The organism is Streptosporangium sp. NPDC001559 (genome assembly GCF_042893955.1).
Lineage (GTDB): Bacteria > Actinomycetota > Actinomycetes > Streptosporangiales > Streptosporangiaceae > Streptosporangium.
Genome location: NZ_JBIAVG010000022.1, coordinates 7606 through 27700 on the forward strand (window position 1 = coordinate 7606; position 20095 = coordinate 27700).

Genomic DNA, 20095 nt, shown 5'->3' on the forward strand with positions numbered 1-20095 from the left:
CCCACGGGGACAAGGAGACGGACATGGCGGTCGACACTGGCGTTCGGGGATCACTCGACCGGATGCCGCCGCTGCCTGTCGCCGGCCAGGTGGTCAACGTGCGCGGGTCGATGTGGGCAGTGACCTCCGTCCAGCAACAGGGACTGCCCCGCAGCCCCGCTGATGAGGGTACGGCAGGCCTCACCCATGTCGTGAGCCTCCAATCGCTGGAAGAGGACCGACTCGGCGAAGAACTCGCGGTCGTCTGGGAGCTGGAGGTCGGCCACACGGTCGCCCCTGACCAGGGTCTCCCTGAGAAGATCAGCCTGGATGCCTTCGACGACCCCAACACCCTGGCCGCATTCGTGGACGCGGTCCGGTGGGGCGCGGTCACCTCGGCCGACGCCAACTCCTACCAGGCGCCCTTCCGCAGCGGCGCCAACGTCGAGGCCTACCAGCTCGAACCGCTCCGCCGTGCCCTGCAGTCGGCCCGCACCAACCTACTCCTCGCCGACGACGTCGGCCTCGGCAAAACGATCGAGGCCGGCCTGGTGGTCCAGGAGCTGCTGCTGCGCCATCGGGCCCGCTCGGTCATCATCGTCTGCCCGCCGAGTCTGGCCCTGAAGTGGCAAGACGAGATGCGGGAGAAGTTCGGCCTGGACTTCGTCATCGTCAACAGCGACCTGATGGCCCACGTCAAACGTACCCACGGCCTGCACGCCAACCCGTTCCGGCTCTTCCCCCGCGTCATCGTCAGCATGGCTTGGCTCCCGTCCCTGCGCGCGCAACGACTCCTGCGTGACCTGTTCGCCGATGTGCGGGACACGGGTACGACACGGCGGTTTGCCTTCGACGTTCTCATCGTCGACGAAGCCCACCATGTCGCCCCAGCCGGTCCCACCGCAGTGACCGGCGGCCGGGGGTACGCGGTGGACAGTCAGCGGACTCTGGCCACCAAGGCCCTGGCCGAAAAATGCGAGCACCGCCTCTTCCTCTCCGCCACCCCGCACAACGGCTACCCTGAGTCCTTCACAGCCCTCCTGGAGATGATCGACGGCCGCCGGTTTACCCGCGGCGCGAATCTGGACGAACGGGCACTGCGTGAGGTCACCGTCCGCCGACTCAAGACCGATCTGAAGGACAAGGACTTCAAACACCGCCAGCTCAAGAAGATCCCCTTCACCCCGGGCGAAGAGGAGCAGCGACACTTCGCGCTGCTGGACGACATCCTCACCAAGAGCGCCCGAGCCAACGGTAAGGGCCGCTCCGGCGACATCGTCGCCATGCTGCTGAAGAAGCGTTTTATCTCCAGCCCCTGGTCATTCGCCCTAACTCTGGAGCAGTACGAGAGCTCCGGCGCCACCGGCCGCCCGCTCAACCTGGACGAGGACGACGACTCCTACTACCAGGAAGTGCTGGGCAGCGGGCAGTCCGACGAGGAAGAGGGCCGGATCGAGCAGCCAGAGTTCACCACGCTCCGCCGGAGCAAGGGCTCCGACCCGCTGATCGCGGCGAGCGCCGGAGAGATCGAGAGCCTGATCGAGTGGGGTCAGCGTTATGAGCACCGGCCCGACTCCCGACTCGAAGCCCTGCTCACTTTCCTGGACGGTGTCTGCCGTCCCGCTGGCACGTGGGGCAACGAGCGGGTGGTGGTCTTTACTGAGTACGCGGCCACCCTGGAGTGGATCGCGCGGGTCCTCACTCAGCGCGGCTACAAGGACGTCCTGGAGATCATCCAGGGGTCCACGCCCGCTGAGGAGCGGGAGCTGATCCGCGCCCGCTTCACCGCGCCCCCGACTCCAGAGCACAAGGTCCGGGTCCTGCTCGCCACCGACTCCGCGGGCGAGGGCATCGACCTGCAGGACCACTGCCACCGGCTGGTCAACTTCGACATCCCGTTCAACCCCTCCCGGCTGGAGCAGCGGATCGGCCGGATCGACCGGTACGGCCAGCACCACGCACCCGAGATCTACCAATTCGCCTCGACAGCGGACTCCACCACCTATGCCGCGGACATGGACTTCATGCGGCGGATCGCGGAGAAGATTGGCAACGTCGCCCATGACCTCGGCTCGGTCAATCAGGTCATCGACGCCGAGATCCAGAACCATTTCAGCCCGACCGGCGCCTCGCGGAAGAAGCGGCAAGTCGCCCCGGATGACGGTAACGCCATCATCAACCGGGCCCTGGCCGGCGGCATGGAGCTGAACCGGCAGCTCACCCAGCTGTCCAGCACCTACGAGGAGCGCAAGGCCGAGATGCACCTAACCGCGGCCAATGCCCGCCGGGTCGTCGACGCCGCTTTCGCGATCACCGCGCAGCCACCCCTGAAGGAAATCGGCGACGTTGATACCGACGCGCAGGTCTTCCACGTCCCCACACTTGGTCGGGCTTGGCAGCCCGCGCTCCGTGGTCTGGACACCCGGCTGAAGCCGGGCGAGCTCCGCCCGATCACCTTTGACGACCAGGCCGCGAAGGACCGTTCCGATCTCGTCCACATTCACCTTGGCCACGCCCTCATGCAGCGGTCTGCTCGGGTCCTGCGCAGCACTCTGTTCAGCGTCGACTCGCCCGTCCACCGCGTGACCGCGGTCATTGTGGAGGACCTGGAGCAGTCCTGCGTGGCTGCGGTCTCCCGGCTTGTCCTGGTCGGCCGCGGCGGGCTACGCCTGCACGAGGAAGTCTTCCTCACTGGTATCCGGGTCCGCGGCCAGGCTCTGTCTGAGGAGAAGGTTGAGAACGTCCTCGACGGGGCGTTGGATGCCGAGAACCTCACACTCGCTGACGAGCCGGTCCGTGCCATTCTCACGGAAATCTGGAACGCCGACGAAGGCCACCTGCGCTCCCGGCTGCTGCGGGCGATGGAACGCAAGGCCGAGTCCCGGCAGGTGAAGGTCACCGAGGCGCTCAAGTCCCGCCGTGACGCCGACGTCTCCCGGGTCCGCGAGATCTTCGCCGCCTTCCGCGTCAACCTGCAGGAATCCCAGGATCGGCTCGCAGCCGAGATCCGCCGCCAGGATGAGGACCAGCTCTTCACCGACGACCAGCAGCGCCAGCGCCGCATCGACCTGCGGGCCATGGAGGACCGGCTGGCCGGACTGGATGATGAGGAGCGGCGCGAGATCACCTCGATCGAGGAGCGCTATGCCGACATCAAGCCGCACGTATCGGCCGCCGCGATCGTGTTCGCCCTCACCCCGCAGGACGCCGAGGCCGGAAGGATCCACGCATGAGGCGCAAGCACGTCCCCACCACTGCTGATCTGCACCGGTCCTGGCTGGAGCTGGTCGACACCGACGGCCCGTTCCTGGCGGTGCCGCCGCTCAAGCGAGTCTGGCCGCAGGGCATCCCGCAGCCGAGCCCGGACGCCCTGGCCGCTCTCAAGGACGCCAAGCCCGCCTTCGAGAAAGCATGGGAGAACTGGGACCGCCACCGAGACAACGCCGCGCTCGAGCTGTATCGAAGGGAGCGGGACTCCTGGGTGGAGACCGTCCTGCGTGACGTGCTGGGCTGGGGTGACACCTACCTCGCCGGACCGGCCGGGCCTGAGGTCCGCTCCCCTGACCACACGATCATCATCCGGGCTGCCGGAGCACTCGTCCACGGAGAGGTGACCGGGGTGCTCGTCCTGGTCGTCGACCCAGTCGACTTCCTCCGCGACCCCATGGGCGACGGCTGGGCGACCAGCCCTCTCGACCGAATGGAGGAGCTGCTCCGTACGGCAGGCGTGCCGATCGGCGTTGTGACCGACGGCCGCTGGTGGGCGATCGCCAGCGCCCGCGAGAAGACCATGCTCACCTCCGGCATCGTCGACGCCCACGACTGGGTCAGTCAGCCCGAGGTTCGCAACGCCTTCATCGAACTTCTGCAGCGCCGCCGTCTGCTTGCGGGCAAGCCGGAGGACCGGCTGAGCGAACTGTTCGGCGAGTCCGTCGCCGCAGCCGAGGAGATCACGGAGGCGCTGGGCACGCAGGTACGGCGAGCCGTCGAGCTCCTCGTGCAAGCGATGTCCGAGGCAGCGCTTGACGCCAAGCGTCGCGGCGTCCCCGATCCACTGCCCGCCAAGCGCGCCGACGTCTACGAGGCGGCCGTCACCGTCATGATGCGGGTCGTCTTCCTCCTCTTCGCTGAGGAGCGCGGCTTGCTCCCACAGAGCCGCCTTTTCACAATGGGCTACGGCATCAGCGACGAACTGAACATCCTCGATGCACGGGCCCGCGACGAAGGCACCGAGCCTCTCGACGCCACTCACTTGGCGTGGCATCGGCTGCTGGCCACCGGGCAGGCGCTCTACCGGGGCGCGTCCTTCGAAGACCTCCGCCTGCCTGCCTACGGTGGCTCGCTCTTCGACCCCAAGCGCTATTCCTTCCTCACCAAGCGCACCGACCAGGGACCCCTCGCGATCACGGTCAGCGACCGAGTCATGCTGGAGGTGCTGCGCGCCGTCCAGATTGCGCACATCAAGGGCCGGCCAGCGCGGCGAATCTCGTTCCGAGACATCGACGTCGAGCAGATCGGCTACATCTACGAGGGCTTGCTCGGCTATTCCTGCAGAGAAGCAGCCGAGACTACGGTCGGCTTGATCGGCAGCCCGGGTGAGGAGCCAGAGATCCCGCTGGCCGTCCTGGAGTCGCTCGCCGCGGTCAAGACGACCGACACCGCCCTGGCCGACGCTCTCCTGGCTTGGGTCAAGGAGAACCAGCCCGCCGCCAAGCCACCCACCAAGGCCGCTCTGGCCAAGGCGATCCGTACCGGCGACCAGGTCGAGGACGCCGAGAACGCGCTGCGCGACCTCACCAAGGATGAAGGCCTGCGCGAACGGCTCCGCCCATTCATCGGCCTCATCCGCCGCGACCTGCGCAACCGGCCGTTCGTCGTCCAGCCAGGCGGCATGCTCGTCATCGAGACCCCCTCACGAGCCTCGGCGGGCGCGCACTACACCCCGCGCGCCCTTGCCGAGGACGTGGTGAAGTACGCCCTGGAGCCGCTGGTCTTTGAGCCGGGACCGCACCAGACCGCCGACCAGGACCAGTGGCGTCCGGTCTCCTCCGACCGGATTCTCGACCTCAAGGTCGCCGACATCGCCTGTGGCTCCGGCGCGTTCCTCGTGGCCGCCGCGCGTTATCTGGCCAAGCACTTGATCGAGGCCTGGCAGCGGGAGGACGTCGCATACGGCTCGCCGCACGAGTTGCAGACTCACGCGATCCGCACGGTCGTTGCGACCTGCCTGTACGGCGCGGACATTAACGCGATGGCCGTGGAGATGTGCAAGCTCTCGCTCTGGCTTGTCTCGCTCGACCCGAAGCTGCCGTTCTCCTTTGTCGATGACAAGGTCCTGCACGGCAACTCGCTGCTGGGCTTGACCGACGTCCGTCAGCTCAAGCTCCTGCACATCGACCCGGACGCCGCCAACAAACAGATGTCAGTGCTCGGCATTAACATCGACGACGTGCTCGCTAAGGCCACCCGGCTCCGGCGGCAGCTCGCCACCGAGGTCAACGATGCCGACCCGCAGCGCTCCGCGGCCACCAAGCGGCGGCAGTGGAACGACTATCAGAAGCTGGTCGCCGACCTCACTGACATCGCCGATGGCGTGATCGCCGCAGGGCTGCGCTGGGGCGGCAAGCCTGGCAAGCAGCTCCGCGCGGCGTATGAGAACCTGCGCATCGCGGTCGAGCGGGCCTACCCCGGCCACCTGGGTGCCTCCGGCGCGCTCTTCTCGGCAACCAGTGAGGAGCCGGACCGCACCATGCTCGACACCGTCATCCAAATCGGGCTCACCCCCACCGTTCAGACGGACTATGAGCGCTGGAAGCCCCTCCACTGGCTCCTCACCGTCCCGGACGTCATGGAACGCAGCGGCTTCGACGCCATCATCGGCAACCCACCCTTCCTCGGAGGGCAGAAGCTCACCGGTGCGATGGGCACCAACATCCGCGACTGGTTCGTTAACACCCTCGCGAACGGCACCAAGGGCAGTGCCGACCTGGTCAGCTATTTCCTGCTCCGGGCCATGTCCCTGCTCACTCCGCACGGAAACCTCGGCCTCGTCGCCACCAATACCGTTGCCCAAGGCGACACTCGCGAGGTCGGACTGGACCGGATCGTCGCCGCCGGATTCACCATCTCTAGGTCGATTCAGAGCCAATCTTGGCCATCCACAAGTGCGAATTTGGAGTACGCCGCCGTCTGGGGCACCCGGCGGCAGATCCCTGATTCGTTGCCCCGGATAGCCGACGACATCGTGGTGAAGAGGATCTCGACCTTGCTAGAACCCGCCGGTCGCGTCGAGGACACCCCCGTGCGGCTCGTAGAGAACACAGGGGTCGCCTTCAAGGGCTGTGTCGTCCGGGGGATGGGCTTCGTGTTGGACCCGTCTGAGGCTGCAACCTGGATCGAAGCCGATCCCAACAACGTCGAGGTTCTCTTCCCCTACATCCACGGCAAGGATCTCAACTCTCGCCCGGACGTATCCGGCTCGCGCTGGGTCATCGACTTCAACGAACGCTCCGAGCCAGAAGCTCAGCGGTATCACCTGCCTTACCGGCGTGTTGCGGAGCTTGTTAAGCCGGAACGCATGCGCAACAAGGACAAGGCAGTTCGAGAAGCCCCATGGTGGCTCTTCTGGAGGAGAAGTCCTGCCATGCGCAAGGCCATCGCAGGACTGGACAAGGTCGTTATCATCACCCAGACGAGTTCGACCCAAATACCGTACATCGTCGATAATGGCCGCGTATTCGATCAGAAACTTGTCGTATTTGCCAGCGAGAGTTACGATCTTCTCGGCCTAATCAGCTCGTCAATTCACAGGATCTGGGCGACCTGCTGGGGCTCAACAAGAACTGGTGACCCCGTATACACGCCAACGGACGTTTTCGAAACGTTCCCGCGCCCAGAGCCTAACGATCGTCTTGCCGAGATCGGCCGCGTCCTGGACGCTGAGCGGCGGGAGATCATGCTGCGCCGGGAGCTCGGGCTGACCAAGCTATATAACCTGGTCAACGATCCGGACATCTCCAACACCGCCGATCGGGATGTGGCCTGGATACGGGAACTCCACAACGAGCTCGATCAGGCCGTGATGGACGCCTACGGCTGGGGTGATCTGCCGCTGGACCATGGGTTCCACACCTACCGGCAGATGACGCGGTGGACGGTCAGCCCCACCGCTCGGGTGGAGATCCTCGATAGGCTGCTGGAGGAGAATCTCCGTCGGGCCGCGCTCCAGGGTGAGGCTCCCCCTCCGGCCGAGGATGACGAGGGGGATGACCACGCATGAGCACACCCCAGCTTCCGCATGCCGAGCCGAAGACCTACCAGCTGGCATATGAGCCGGACGGCCGGTCGTGGACGGTGCGGGAGAACCTGGTCGACATCCTGGAGCGGGAGGTCCTCGGCCCGGCGGGTGGGCCCGAGGAGATCTTGGACGGTGTCCCGGACTCGGCCTATCTGATCGGCCGGATCGCGCCGGTCAAACTGCTGAACGGCGTCGACGACCCTCAGGACGCTGACTCTGGCGAGGCCGGGACTGATGTGGGAAACGCGCTGGACGCCGAGGAGAGCCGGGGCGTGCCGGTGACCGCGGTGGACAACAGCAGCGCGGGCTCTGAAGAGGACGACGTCGACGACCAGCCGCAGCAGCGCGGGCTAATGATCCCGGCGTCGATGGGGCTGCGTTGCCAGATCCCTTTCGACCTGGAGGCGTTCACGGTCACCACGTCGTGGGGCGTCTACGAGCCGATCAAGAACGCGGAAGACGACAAGAGCAACCTCCGCCGCTTCAAGCGGACCCCTATCGAGATCACGAACGTCATCAAGGTCGATGATCTCGATCCGAAGCAGACCACGACGATCGTCCTCAAGGACAAAGTGGTCCTTAGGATCGACCGGTATGACGATCACGAGGAAGGCCGCCGCCTTATCGAGATCGCCCTCTGCAACGACAAGGTGACGCCGCGCAAGATTCCGGTGAACGCCTGGCTCTACCAGACCCAGATCTCCGTCCACGCAGACGGCGCCGAGGTCTTCCTGCCGGTCCGCGACGTGCTTACCGACATCAGGCCCGAGCCGGACGACGAGCTCCGGCGGCTCAATCTGCAATACCGCAACCGGCTCGAATTCGCCGTGGGCCGTACCTGCTCGGTCGACTGGAAGGTCGCGAAGAAGGCCAGACGGGCCAGCAAAGTCTGGACGACCTGGCTCCCTACCTGCGAGACCCCGCAGGTCACCGCTGAGGAGGTCGGCGACGCCCTGCTAAGCATGGAGGACCTGGCCATCGCCGGCGTCGACAAGCTGCGTGCCGGGCTCGAACCCATCGTCCGGGACTACGCCGATTGGCTGGATCGGGAGCAGCGCCGTACCGAAACCGATCTCCCGGAGCACCTGCGCGATGAGGCGCTGGATGCGGTCAGCGAAGCGCGGAAGGTTCAACGCCAGCTCGACGATGGTCTTGAGCACCTGCTCTCCGACGCTGAGGCGTTGCGCTGCTTCCGGTTTATGAACCAGGTCATGGCCGATCAGCGCATCCAGTCCCAGGTGGCCGCGGAGCGTGCGGCGAACCCGAAGCTCAGCATTGAGAGCGCCCGTGAAGATGTACGAGCCCGAGAGAAGTACGCACACTGGCGCACCTTCCAGCTCGCTTTCATCCTCATGCAGCTCCCTCTGCTGACCGACCCGGCGGCAGAGCGGCGTTCGGGTGACCTGGCCAAGGCGCAACTGCTGTTCTTCCCGACCGGTGGTGGCAAGACCGAGGCATACCTGGGCCTAGCCGCTTACACATTCGCGGTGCGCAGGCGGCAGGGACTGCTCGTCACCCCAGATGGGCAGCTGGACGGGAGTGCAGGGATCGCGGTGCTCATGCGGTACACGCTCCGGCTGCTGACCGCCCAGCAGTTCCAGCGGGCGACCGCGCTGATGTGCGCGGCAGAGATGGCCCGCGCCAAAGACCCCGCCACCTGGGGCCACGAGCCGTTTCGGATCGGCCTGTGGGTGGGGACCGACGTCAGTCCCAAGCGCTTCGACGAGGCCGAATACCAGCTGAAGAAGGCCAACGAGGGCCACGGCTACCGGCTCACCGTGCTGCAGATCCAGCGCTGTCCCTGGTGCGGCAGCAAGATCAGCGCACGGAACGTGCGGGCCAACGCGGTCACCCGGCGTGTCTACGTGTACTGCGGGGACGACCTGTCCGGTTGCCCGTTCACCGAGGGTGGCGAGACGGGCGACGGGCTGCCGGTGCTCACTGTTGATGAGGAGATTTACCGGCTCGCCCCGGCCTTCGTGATCGCCACAGTCGACAAGTTCGCACGGCTGGCCCGCGAGGGCGAGGCCGCATCGCTCTTTGGCTATGTTTCGCGCCGCTGCGACCGGCACGGTTTCGTCCACCCCGACTACCCGCACTGCGACGTCAAGGACGGCAGCAAGCACCCGAAGAAGGACGGGCTCCCGGCCGCCGCAGTCCGGCCGGCGCCCCGGCTGCGACCACCGGATCTGATCATTCAGGATGAGCTCCACCTCATCACCGGGGCGCTCGGCACAACGGTGGGCCTGTTCGAGGCGGCCATCGATGTTCTGATGAGCTGGCGGACTCCGGATGGACGGGCCGTGCGACCGCTAGTCGTGGCCTCGACCGCTACTGCCCGGAACGCTCCGGATCAGGTCCGTGCCCTGTATGGGCGGGATGTCACGATCTTTCCGCCGCAGGTACTAAACGCAGGTGACACATTTTTCTCCAAGGAAGCGGAGATCTCCGAGAAGCACCCTGGCCGCCGCTACCTGGGGTTGAGCACCACCGGGATCCGGCTGACCACGGCGGAAATCCGGGTGGCCGAAGTGCTGATGGCCGCCGGACAGCTGCTTCTGGACCGGTCCGGTGAGGCGGCCGACCCGTACATGACGCTGGTCGGATACTTCAGCGCCACCCGAGAACTGGCCGGCATGGCCCGCTACATGGGCGACGACGTACAGACCGCGCTGGCCAAGGGGCGACCGTGGTCGCTGTTGCCACGCCGTACTGGGACGAACTTCGGGGCCCTGCATATCGCCGAGCTAACCGCCCGGGTGGCCAGCTCGAACATTACCTCGACCCTGGACCAGATGGCGCTGACCTTCAACCCGGTCTTTGATTCAACCGCCGGAAAACGTGAACTGCGGCAGCTCCGGGAAGCGGGCAAGCTGACCCCGAAACGGGAGCTCGCGCCCTTCGACGCGGTGCTGGCGACCTCGATGCTCCAGGTCGGGGTGGACGTGACCCGGCTGGGGTTGATGATGGTGGTCGGCCAGCCGAAGAATACCGCCGAGTACATCCAGGCGTCTTCACGTGTCGGCCGGGACCCGAAGCGTCCGGGGCTGGTGGTCACCCTGGGCAACTGGGCTCGTCCCCGCGACCTGGCGCACTACGAGCAGTTCCGCCACTATCACGAGACCTTCTACGCGCAGGTCGAGGCTCTGTCGGTCACGCCGTTCTCGATCACCTCGATGGAGCGTGGACTGGACGGCGTACTGGTGAGCGCGGCACGCGTCCTCCAGGCGCCGCAGCCGTCCGGGCTGTCCCCCGAGGACGGCGCGGGCCGCATTGAGAGCCACCGGGATTTCGTGGACAACGTGATCGACACTTTGATCTCCCGGATTCAGCTGGCAGGTGGCGAGGACCGGGCGGAGCTGGCCAGGAATCGGCTGGGCAACCGTCTCTCCCAGTGGATCGATCGCCGGAAGTATCTGGCTGACCTGCGCAAAACGCTGGTCTATGAGCGGGTCTTCGACGACGCCCGGCACGGGCCACTGATGATCAGCGCGGAGAACACCCAGTCGGTCGCCGATAGCCGGGACGCTGCGCCCTTCGTGGTGGCCAACTCGATGCGCGAGGTTCAGCCGGAGATCAACCTGCTCGTCAGCCCGATTAAGGAGAACCTATTCTACATTCCGCCGCTAGACGCGCCGCAATGGGACATGCCCGGAGGCAGCGATGACGACTAACACCTCCTTCATCTACGACGCTGCCTCTGCGGTCGATCCGCTCGGCGACGCCGAGCGGGAGAAAGAGAAGGGGGTCAAGCACAACCGGGCCAAGGTCGGTTCAGGGCGACCCTCCTCGCTGATCTACACCTATGGGCCAGGCTCGATCATGGACTTGCCGCAGTTCACGATTATGCCTACCGGGTTGGACGACTGGGATCGGATCTGGAGACGGCGGGACGGAATCCCGGAGATCCGCGCCCCGCGGCTGCGCGAGGTGGTGCGCATGCTGCTGCGTTCTCCCAATGTGCAACTCCGGCCTTTCCCATGGCAGCCCAAGAAGCTCAGCATGTCCAACGAGGGCAACGACCTCGGCGTGCCAGCCCGCGTCTTCCCGCAGTGGCTGCGGTGCACCGGCTGTGACATGCTCGCACCGCTGTCCTCTTTTGCCTACACCAACACCCACCCCTACCGGACCGACCTGGCCTGCTTCGAACACGCCAAGTGCACCGGTCGCAAGGGTGACAAGAGCCGCCAGGCGATGCGGCGGCCGGCTGTACCGGCCCGTTATCTGCTCGCCTGCGTGGACGGGCACCTGGATGAATTCCCCTATGACCTGTGGGTACATCGCGGCAAACCGTGCGCCGAGGCGGAGTTCCCCGCGCTGAAGATGATCGATCGGACGGCAGGACGGGGTGCCACCGCGACCATCCGGTGTGCCTCCTGTGAGCTGAGCCGTCCCATGAACCAGGCTCAAGGCGAACAGGGGGCGTTGAACCTGCCGAGGTGCCGCGGACGCCACGCGCATCTCGATGCTTTCCAGCCGGGCGGCTGCCGCAATGAGGCACGCTTGCTTCTCGTCGGTGCCTCCAACTTGTGGTTTCCCGCCACACAGTCGATCATCGTCATGCCGGAATCCCAGGAAGAGCAGGAAGGCGATCTCGCCGACAGGATCCGTATCGCTCTCGGCGACAAGCTCCTAAAATATCGCGACAACCTTGATATTCTCCGCGATCTGCTCGACGGAAAGGTCAACGTCACCGATCTCAACGATGACACGCTCGCGCAGGTCCTCGCTCTAGCCGCGGAACCGCCCGCCACTGCCGAGCAGCAGGAAGAGCGGCTCCGGACCTGGGACCCGGTGGACTTGCTCGTCCCTGAATGGCGCTACCTCCAGAAGGACCCGCTTGGGGCGGGCCATGAGGACCCCGTCAGCGGCCTGGCGCTCTCCAGACGAGACCTCGACCCCGAGCTGCGGCTTGAGATCACCCGCGTCCTCGCCGTCGAACGACTCCGTAAGGTTAACGCCCTCGTTGGCTTCACCCGGATCGACGCCATGGATCGCGTTGGGGACTTGCCCCGTAGGCTTGTCCCACTCACCCGCGCACCCCGCCCGGAATGGACCGTCGCCACCGAAGACCGCGGTGAAGGCATCTTCCTCCAGCTTGACGAGGCCGCCGTCGCCAACTGGGAGAAGCAGATCTATGAGACCGCCGAGTGGGCAGCGCACCAGGAAGCCCATCGCCGGAACTTCTACCGCCGTTTCTCCGAAACTGCGGAGGACGTCGATCCAGACACCCGGTTGAAACCGCCGCGATACTGGCTGGTCCATACCCTGGCCCATGTCCTCATCCGCGAGCTGGCCCTTACCTGCGGCTACTCGGCCGCCAGCCTCAGCGAGCGGCTATACGCCTGGCCGGAAGCCGAAGGTCGCGCCGCTGCCGCTGGCTTGCTGATCTGCACAACGGCGTCCGACAGCGATGGAACCCTCGGCGGCCTGGTCCAGTTGAGCGAACCGGCCCGGCTCGCTCGCGTCGTCCGCGACGCACTGTTCCGGGCCACCCGGTGCTCCTCCGACCCAATCTGCGCCACGCGCACTCCCCAGGACCCAGAAGACTTCCTGCACGGAGCCGCCTGCCACTGCTGCGTGATGGCATCGGAGACCTCCTGCGAACGGGCCAACCGCTTCCTCGACCGTAGGTTCCTCGTGAACTTGCGGGGAAGCGACCTTGGATTCTTCGGCCGTGGGGACTGACAGTGGCGCGGCGCGGAACTTGGGACAGAAGCTCACCGCCACCGAGGCCAAAGGCATCGCCGACCGGCTGAACGATGGCGATACCATGACCGCCGCGCTCCGTGCGCTCCCCCCGGCCCACCGCGCTGAGATCCGGGCCCTCCTGCAGCGGATCGGCCCGGATTCGGCGTTAGCTGCGCTACGGGCCATCGAGGGCGCCCGGTCAGCGGCCACCAGCGTCGCCCCGGTGTGGACGATGCCGGGTCACTTGGCCCAGTCGGGACCGCTCACCAGCTCGGCCACCCACTTGGTGGATGGCGCCCGACAGTCCGTCACCTGTTCGACCTTCAATTTCCAGCGCTCCTCCGGACTGTGGGAAGCACTCCACCGGGCGGCTCAGCGGCCCGAGATCAGCCTGCGAGTTTATCTCGATACCCAGGCAGCCGATCAGAGGCCCCGCCGGGGGCCGACGACAGCCCAGGTTGCTGCTCATCTGCGGCCTGGGCTCGTGTTCAGCACCAAGGAGTTCGACGGCAGCTACGTACGCAACCACGCCAAGTTCATCATCGTCGACCATCGGTTCTTGCTCACGACCAGCGCCAACTTCTCGTGGAGCGCGGAATACTCCAACGTTGAGTTCGGCGTTCTCATCGACAACCGAAACCTCGCCGAAACCGTGGAACGCGAACTGCTCCGAGCGGAGGAGTTTGTCTTCGAACGGATTCCCTTACCCTAATTCCCGCATCGGGCAGTCAAGTTAGGGTGGGTTGCTCACCGATGTCATATGAGACACGTTGCATTTGTGAAGACCGGAGCTAAGGCCTCAGTCTGAGGGGCACGTTAAGGACCGCCCTTGCCATTATGGGAAGGTTCGCCTACAACAACATCCCTTGACGGCGTTCCTGTGTTCGCTCAGCTCTCTTTTTATCCTCACCTGTAACGACGGCGAACACAATCTCACGTTTACCCTCTCGACTGGCTTTAATCTGCCTCTCGATTAGGTCGCTGCCTGTTCCACTACTGCCAATCCATCCGTCAGCCACGAGTTGACCGAAGGTCGTATTGTCAAGATATCGCGGGACTGTCTTGTAGCCGAATCGAATACCCTTACGACTCCCGTCGAGGACCCCAGAGGACTTCCGGAGTCGCTCGAAGTAGGCCCTAGTCAAGTACATTCCCTGAACCAGCTCGTCGGTGCGCGGTATGGTCGTCTCGCTGCGGCAGAGCTTGATCCAGCATGGGCCGCTATTCAGGCGGTAGTCGTCCTCCTCTCTTACGTTTGCACACGTGGTGTCAACGACCCGCATACGATCTAGTTCTCTATCCAGGTTTCGGTCGCGAGAGGGATAATACGACCAATCGCCATCAGCTCTTTCCAGTCGCTTGTATTGAACTAGAACGAAACTTCGTCTCGTCTCATGAAAGTAAATGAGGTCGACCCCCATGGCCGTTTCGTCTGGTTGACGATTGCAGTTACCGATAATGAGACGTTGCCCGCCTCTGCGAAATGCCCTCCAGTCCACGTCAGGGGATTCTTCCCTAAGCCATCCCACGAACCGCTCGGCATCGCGAATGATCAATGGGTCTTCTCGAGCCGTTCCTTCGGGGAGTTGGCTAAGGAATCCCTCGGGGCTCGCCTCTAGATCCGCTGGCGGGGACCACTCGCCTAGTGGTTCCTTCCCGAAGCCTGCCATCTGGAGTGCGTTACCTACAGCATCACGCACCTGAACGATCGCGCGACCGACGGGCCCTCTGACTTGAACAGGCTTATCAGGCTCCTCAAGCTCGGTAACGATGTCCTTGAGTGCCGGGCGGAGAAGGAAAAGCACGCTCAAAAGCGTCTGCCCGGCCTTATCGGGGAGACAAACGGCACTATTCAGGTACCGCTGTACGAAGGGCGGCACATTGTCATGGAGCTGCGACATGGGTAGCGGCTCGCTGAGGAGTCGAACGCTCGTTATCTCGACTTCTCGCACCAGGGTGCCCTTCCATCGTCCGAGAGCTGACCGGCCAATGTGAGTTATCCTGGGTGCTCCATTAGATGACTGAGTCACCAGTAACGTCAGACGTTTTCCTGTGCGCCACTTTGTGGCTGGCTGAGGCGAGGTCCATCTCTCCGCCAGACGGTCAGGGTACGGCTCGCGCTCACGGAGGCGGTTTTGCTCATCGGCGGTGCAATAGATGATCGCAACCACGCGCGGTTCTCCTGTCTCCAAGCTATCCAGTTGGCAAGAGCCTGCTCGTCATGAGCTACGCCGGAACTGATAACTCCTGCATCCCTACAGGAAGCCAATCAGTCAATCGACGGTGGGATCTCAAAAACCTGTCGCGCTAGAGCCTCTATCTCCTGGGCGTTGATCCCTTCAAGACCAACGCCCTCGGTGGACCACACGAGGGTTCCCTCTGGACCACCTCCATCGGTCCACGGTTTGATCCCGTGGTCGGCGTACCACCGACGCTTGGCCTCCCAGTTAGCCCGATAGCTGCTCTTATCCAGCATGCCGAGATGCTCCCAATAGATGGGCGGGCGTCCTGCTCTAGAAACGGTGAAATCGGGAAGCCTTCGTGAAGCGTCTGCCATGATCAGGGGTTGTTCGTAAACGTAGGGTACGTCTAGGTTTGCAAGGATGTTCGCGACGATCACCTCCGACTTGGAAGTGACCAGTTCCCCCCTGACGGTCAGGTGGATATGCGCTCCGTCCAAGGTCCGCCCGTTGGGCGCCCTGAACGGATCGGGTGCGTGGAACAGGCGGGTCAGTCTCCGCGCTGTGTCTGACTGCAGTGGCCCGGCAACTCTCCGCAGTTCGGCCGGATCGCCCTGAATGAACAGGACGCAACGCCCGCGGTGACGGGTCAAAGCTGTGTAGAGAAGCTCAGGTGACAACAGGGGGCAGGGGTTGGGGATGATAACAAAGGTAGTCTTGAACTGGGACCCTTGCGACTTGTGAACTGTGATCGCGTACGCGAGTTCCAGAATCTCCCGCCCTTGGTCCTTGTCCTCACCGTTGAGCGAGCCCTCCCAGAAGGTGAAAACAAGATCTTCCTGCGTCGCCAGTTCCACCTTGATACCTGTGGGCTTCTGGCCTACTCGTCCTGCCGAGTTTACAACGATACCAATCTCGCCGTTGGCAAGGTCCCCTTTGATGCGTTCCCGGACACCGGTGCGCGCAACATCATCGTGGGTCCAGTTGTAACCGATCATCACTTTGTCAAAGAGGAGTATCTGGTCCGCTCCCATGGGCTTCGGCAAGTTGTTGTTGCTTCGGGCACGGCGTTGGCCTCCTTCGCGCCAGACCTGCCTAATGAGCCGGTTGAGACCGACGGTTCCCCCTTGCTGCGCACGGATAGGCGAGAGTAACTGCCAGTTCTCCGCGCCTCGTCCACCATCAGGGAAGTGAGGAAACTTTCCTTCGATCACTGCGCCAAACGACCGACAGAGTGCATAAGCGTTCTTGTCCTCCAGGCTCAGCTCAGGCATCCCCAAAAGGCAGTCCACGATCGATTTGTGTAGATCCGTTTCGGTAGTCCACCGCCGGATCTCCAGCGTCCCATCGCCTTTTCCAGCCAGCACACGAGCCATTGCCTCGTCCGCTGCCACCTGTGAGCCATCGACGGAGAACCACGACGCCACAGCCAGATCGTCCCGACCCCCCTGCGACCCATGAGGAGTGTTCTCGTCTTTCTGCCTTCGAGCGACAGTCAGCTCAGCCAAGCCGCCTCCAGACAGAGCTATTTCGTTCCCGTTCTCGGCGCCCTCAGAGTCCCGAAAATGTTGGACAAGATCAGCGAATGGACGTCCGGCGCCGATTGGCGGAAGCTGCCGGTGGTCGCCGCAGAGAACAAGGCGGTCCACATGCCCTAATGTGGCGATCAGCGCGGCAAGCGCCTCCTCGGAAAGCATAGACGCCTCGTCCACGATCACGGCCGTGTAGGCGTTGTTATCCTTCCTGTCATTGGGGTGTATGTCGTACGTATTGCTCTGTGCATTCCATCGGTTAAACGGACGCAGATACTGAGCCAGCGTCCTGGCACGTGAGCCAGCTTTCTCTCCCAGCTGCACCCGCGCCTTCCCGGTTGGCGCGAGCAACAGGACGCGTCCAGAGACCGTCGGGTGGGAGCACAGCGCTTGCAGCATGGTGGTCTTGCCAGTGCCCGCTGGCCCGACCAGAGCGCTTATGCGCGACCGCATCAGCGTCTCAAGCGCACGGGCCTTCTCCTGACGAGCCTCATGCTCATCCGCGTCATCAGGGCGTGCGGCTCCCTTTATCACAGCGTCGATCAACGCTCGCCAGTCACCCGTCACGTCTATTGGGCCGGCCTTAACGCGGTGAAGGACCTCGTTGGTGATGAGGTCACTCGCGGCCGCAAGACGCTCAAGCTGCCAGCCCTGACCTTTGTTGTCAGCCAGAGCCGTGGAACGAAGGACGGGCGCGAACTCGTCAGCCGCAATGTGGAAGGCATCACTGGTTGGGTCACACACCGGTTCTAGAGACATGGCGCCTAGCCGGTCCCGCAACCCCGGCTCGTCAAGCAAGGTATGACCATCCTCAGCCGCACGCTCCAGAATCGAGACACATGCGGCTCTGATCCGCCGGTCATCGATGGCCTCCTCGACCGGGTCAGGAAGGGGACTGCGGAGTAGAATCGCAGCCGCTCCCGCGTCCCGCGGAAACAGTCCGCGGTCGATGGAACGCAGGCTAATGGAATCCTTACTGCCACGGTCCAACTCGTAAATACGATAGGGGTTTTCAAGTAGCTCCCTGTCGGTAACCGTTATGCCACTCTTTTTGCGTGCCTCCCGATCAAAGATTCTCTTGGCCTGATCAGCTGTGAGTGAGAAGCGAGCGAGCAGGCGCAGCAGTTCGAAGCGCTCGGGGTCAGCCAGCAGACCCTTCCATATCTTCTGGACCATCCTCTGCGCCAACCCCCGAGCCGCTCCCCGGCCCTGTGTAGCCTCAGACATAGCTTTCTCCAGCGCAGCCCACGGATTAGCTTCCGCGTTAGGATCGGAGGCGAATACACGGTGGGCGATCAGAGCCCCCGTCGGAATCCCTGCCGCCAGCAACGCCGACCCGAGTCCTGGATACGCTCCTCGATGGATCCAGATGTCAGCCATGCGCTGGGATATCCATGAGGTGACAACATCCCAAGGTCCGTTGGCCACGCCGGTGAGCCGTTCTACGACCCCTGCGATCTCCACCAGAGCCGCCAAGGCGCTGTCGTGACTCACAAGCTCCGACACGTAGGAGAACTCGTTGAAGAGCTCTGGAGCCGTGCGAGCGATGAACGGCGTCAGATCCTCCCCAGCAAGGTCGGGATTGGCCATGAGCTGCTGGTATGGGAGGAGGAATCCATCACTGAACGAGGGCGCGCGAATCGAGTGGCTGACCGACCGCTCCCACATGACCGGGTCAAGCGGTCCGGGCCGAGATTTTTCCCAGGAGACATGGTTGCCGACATGAGTGACCATACCTGCGCCAATGAGGATCCGGCTTCCAGGAACACGCTGTTCCAGTAGGGGAATATCCTTCGCGTAGATAAGCGCCAACGAGCTGCCTGGGCGGAGAGCTGAGAAAAAGGAGTCAAGCAGCGCGAGCTGATTGCGGCCATCCTGCACCCAAGTGCGGGCCTGTCCGATGAGCTTGTCCGCGTCCTCTTCGGCCATTTCATCATAGGAAATGCCCCATTTCGCCTGCATTTTGGTCGCATTTTCACGCATCAACCAACCGAAAGGCAGCGCCTCTAGACTGTATGCAGGCATTCTGAGCGACGTTTCCACCAAATGACTGTGCGACCGCTGCTTAGCGTAAGGGTGGGTCCTCAGAACTGAGAACTCTGAGTTTCGCATGAACCCGCCGCGCTCCGTGACGCATGGCGGTACAGTCGGTTCAGGTGCCCCATTCCTCCAACTTTGCCCTCGAATCTCCTCTTCTCGCTCTACCTGCTTACGTTTCTTGATGTTCGTCAACATCGTGCACGAGTTGTTCAGCGCAGGGTCCGCACAGACCCGACCAGTCCAATCCGTGTCATGCCATGGCACACGAACAGACAGATGTGCCGGGGGAAGCAACACTGAACCTGGCGCCATGGACATCTGCACTCCAATTCAGACCATCCAGCTTCGCAACGATGTGCTGCGCCGCAGGCTAGGTAATGGTATGCACATACTTCCATGGGCCAACATCAGACGCTCCCGAGTCTTTGCCACGTTGGTTGTGATGTATCGCGAGAACCCTTGGACCTCGCAAGCGGCCCTCCGGGGGGTCGTGTCCACGGAAGTGGTGTACAGCAGTCGTGTACAGCAACACCGCCTTACACGACCACACAGCGCCAGCTCGCATCTACTGCTTGACCAGGGCAGGAGGGCGCTGGTGAGGCGTCTGCTTTTCCCTACGGATCAGAAGGTTAGGGGTTCGAGTCCTCTCGGCCGCGCAGCGGACAGAGGCCCTTCGGGATCAGGCGCATCCCTGGGGGTCTTTGTCATGTCCGTACAGCAACGGGAATCAGCTAAGCCGTCTGATCCGTAGTCAGATTCTCTATCAGTCGGTCGAGAGCCTTGCGTGTCTCGGGTGACGGGATCTGTGTGTAGACGTCCATGGCCATCGAGATCTATGAGTGGCGCAGGACGCGCATCGCGACGCGGGGGTGGACGTCGAGGGCGGCCAAAAGCGAGGCGCAGGTGTGCTGGGTGCCGTGGACACGAATCGTTGGCACGCCCGCTGGCAGTGGGCCTTGAAGGCCCGGTTGAAGTTGCGCGGCTCGATCGACGTGCCGTTCCGCGTGGTGAAGACGAGATCGGAGAGCCCTGCCACCTCTCCCCGGCGGGTCTTCCTGAACGTGCTGGCGGTGCTTGAGGGCGGTGACGTACAGGCCGAGGAGGGGTAGCGAGACCGTCGAGTCGTCGGTCTTGGTCGTCTCGCGGTGAAGGAGCGTCTCCCGGTGAAGGAGTTGGCCGCGGACCCGGTTGAGCTGTCGCGAGATCCACAGCTGCTCACCGCCGAGGTCGACACAACCCCAGGCCAGTCCGAGCATCTCGCCCCGCCTCAGGCCCAGGGCGAGGATCAGCACGTAAGCACCGTGTGGAGCGGGTCGTCAATCGGTACGGCAGTCGCATATGGCAACACCGCCTCACGCGATCGCACGTCGCCGGCC

At 63.9% G+C, this 20095-nt stretch carries 8 protein-coding genes; 6 read left to right on the top strand and 2 right to left on the bottom strand.

The genetic code is table 11. The annotated features are described in order from the left end of the window. Positions 1–23: 23 nt before the first annotated feature. From drmD to drmC, 5 genes are read left to right on the top strand one after another with little or no spacing between them, the layout of a single operon-like run. Entirely contained in the window at positions 24–3212 is a 3189-nt protein-coding gene (gene drmD, locus ACFYY8_RS36500) for a DISARM system SNF2-like helicase DrmD (RefSeq protein ID WP_390049107.1), read from the top strand. Further along, complete coding sequence (locus tag ACFYY8_RS36505; protein WP_390049109.1) at positions 3209–7258, top strand: Eco57I restriction-modification methylase domain-containing protein; 4050 nt, start codon at positions 3209–3211, stop codon at positions 7256–7258. The genes drmD and ACFYY8_RS36505 overlap by 4 nt, the downstream gene beginning before the upstream one ends. Beyond that, positions 7255–10950, top strand: coding sequence for a DISARM system helicase DrmA (gene drmA, locus ACFYY8_RS36510; protein ID WP_390049111.1), 3696 nt, complete (start codon positions 7255–7257; stop codon positions 10948–10950). Before ACFYY8_RS36505 ends, drmA begins: the two co-directional genes overlap by 4 nt. After that, positions 10940–12964: a DrmB family protein gene (gene drmB, locus ACFYY8_RS36515; protein WP_390049113.1), complete on the top strand. Its 2025-nt coding sequence runs from the start codon at positions 10940–10942 to the stop codon at positions 12962–12964. Before drmA ends, drmB begins: the two co-directional genes overlap by 11 nt. Next, complete coding sequence (drmC, locus tag ACFYY8_RS36520) at positions 12954–13679, top strand: DISARM system phospholipase D-like protein DrmC (RefSeq protein ID WP_390049115.1); 726 nt, start codon at positions 12954–12956, stop codon at positions 13677–13679. Before drmB ends, drmC begins: the two co-directional genes overlap by 11 nt. 139 nt (positions 13680–13818) lie before the next feature. Here drmC and ACFYY8_RS36525 read toward each other — a convergent pair whose 3' ends face one another. Together ACFYY8_RS36525 and ACFYY8_RS36530 are read right to left on the bottom strand one after the other, a co-directional pair. Further along, positions 13819–14919 (bottom strand): hypothetical protein, encoded by a 1101-nt coding sequence (locus tag ACFYY8_RS36525; RefSeq protein ID WP_390049117.1) that lies wholly within the window; start codon positions 14917–14919, stop codon positions 13819–13821. 317 nt (positions 14920–15236) lie between these two features. After that, positions 15237–18608, bottom strand: coding sequence for an AAA family ATPase (locus tag ACFYY8_RS36530; protein ID WP_390049119.1), 3372 nt, complete (start codon positions 18606–18608; stop codon positions 15237–15239). A gap of 1028 nt (positions 18609–19636) precedes the next feature. Here ACFYY8_RS36530 and ACFYY8_RS36535 point away from each other — a divergent pair. Next, positions 19637–19828, top strand: a complete 192-nt coding sequence (locus ACFYY8_RS36535; RefSeq protein ID WP_390049121.1) for a hypothetical protein — start codon at positions 19637–19639, stop codon at positions 19826–19828. Positions 19829–20095: the final 267 nt, after the last annotated feature.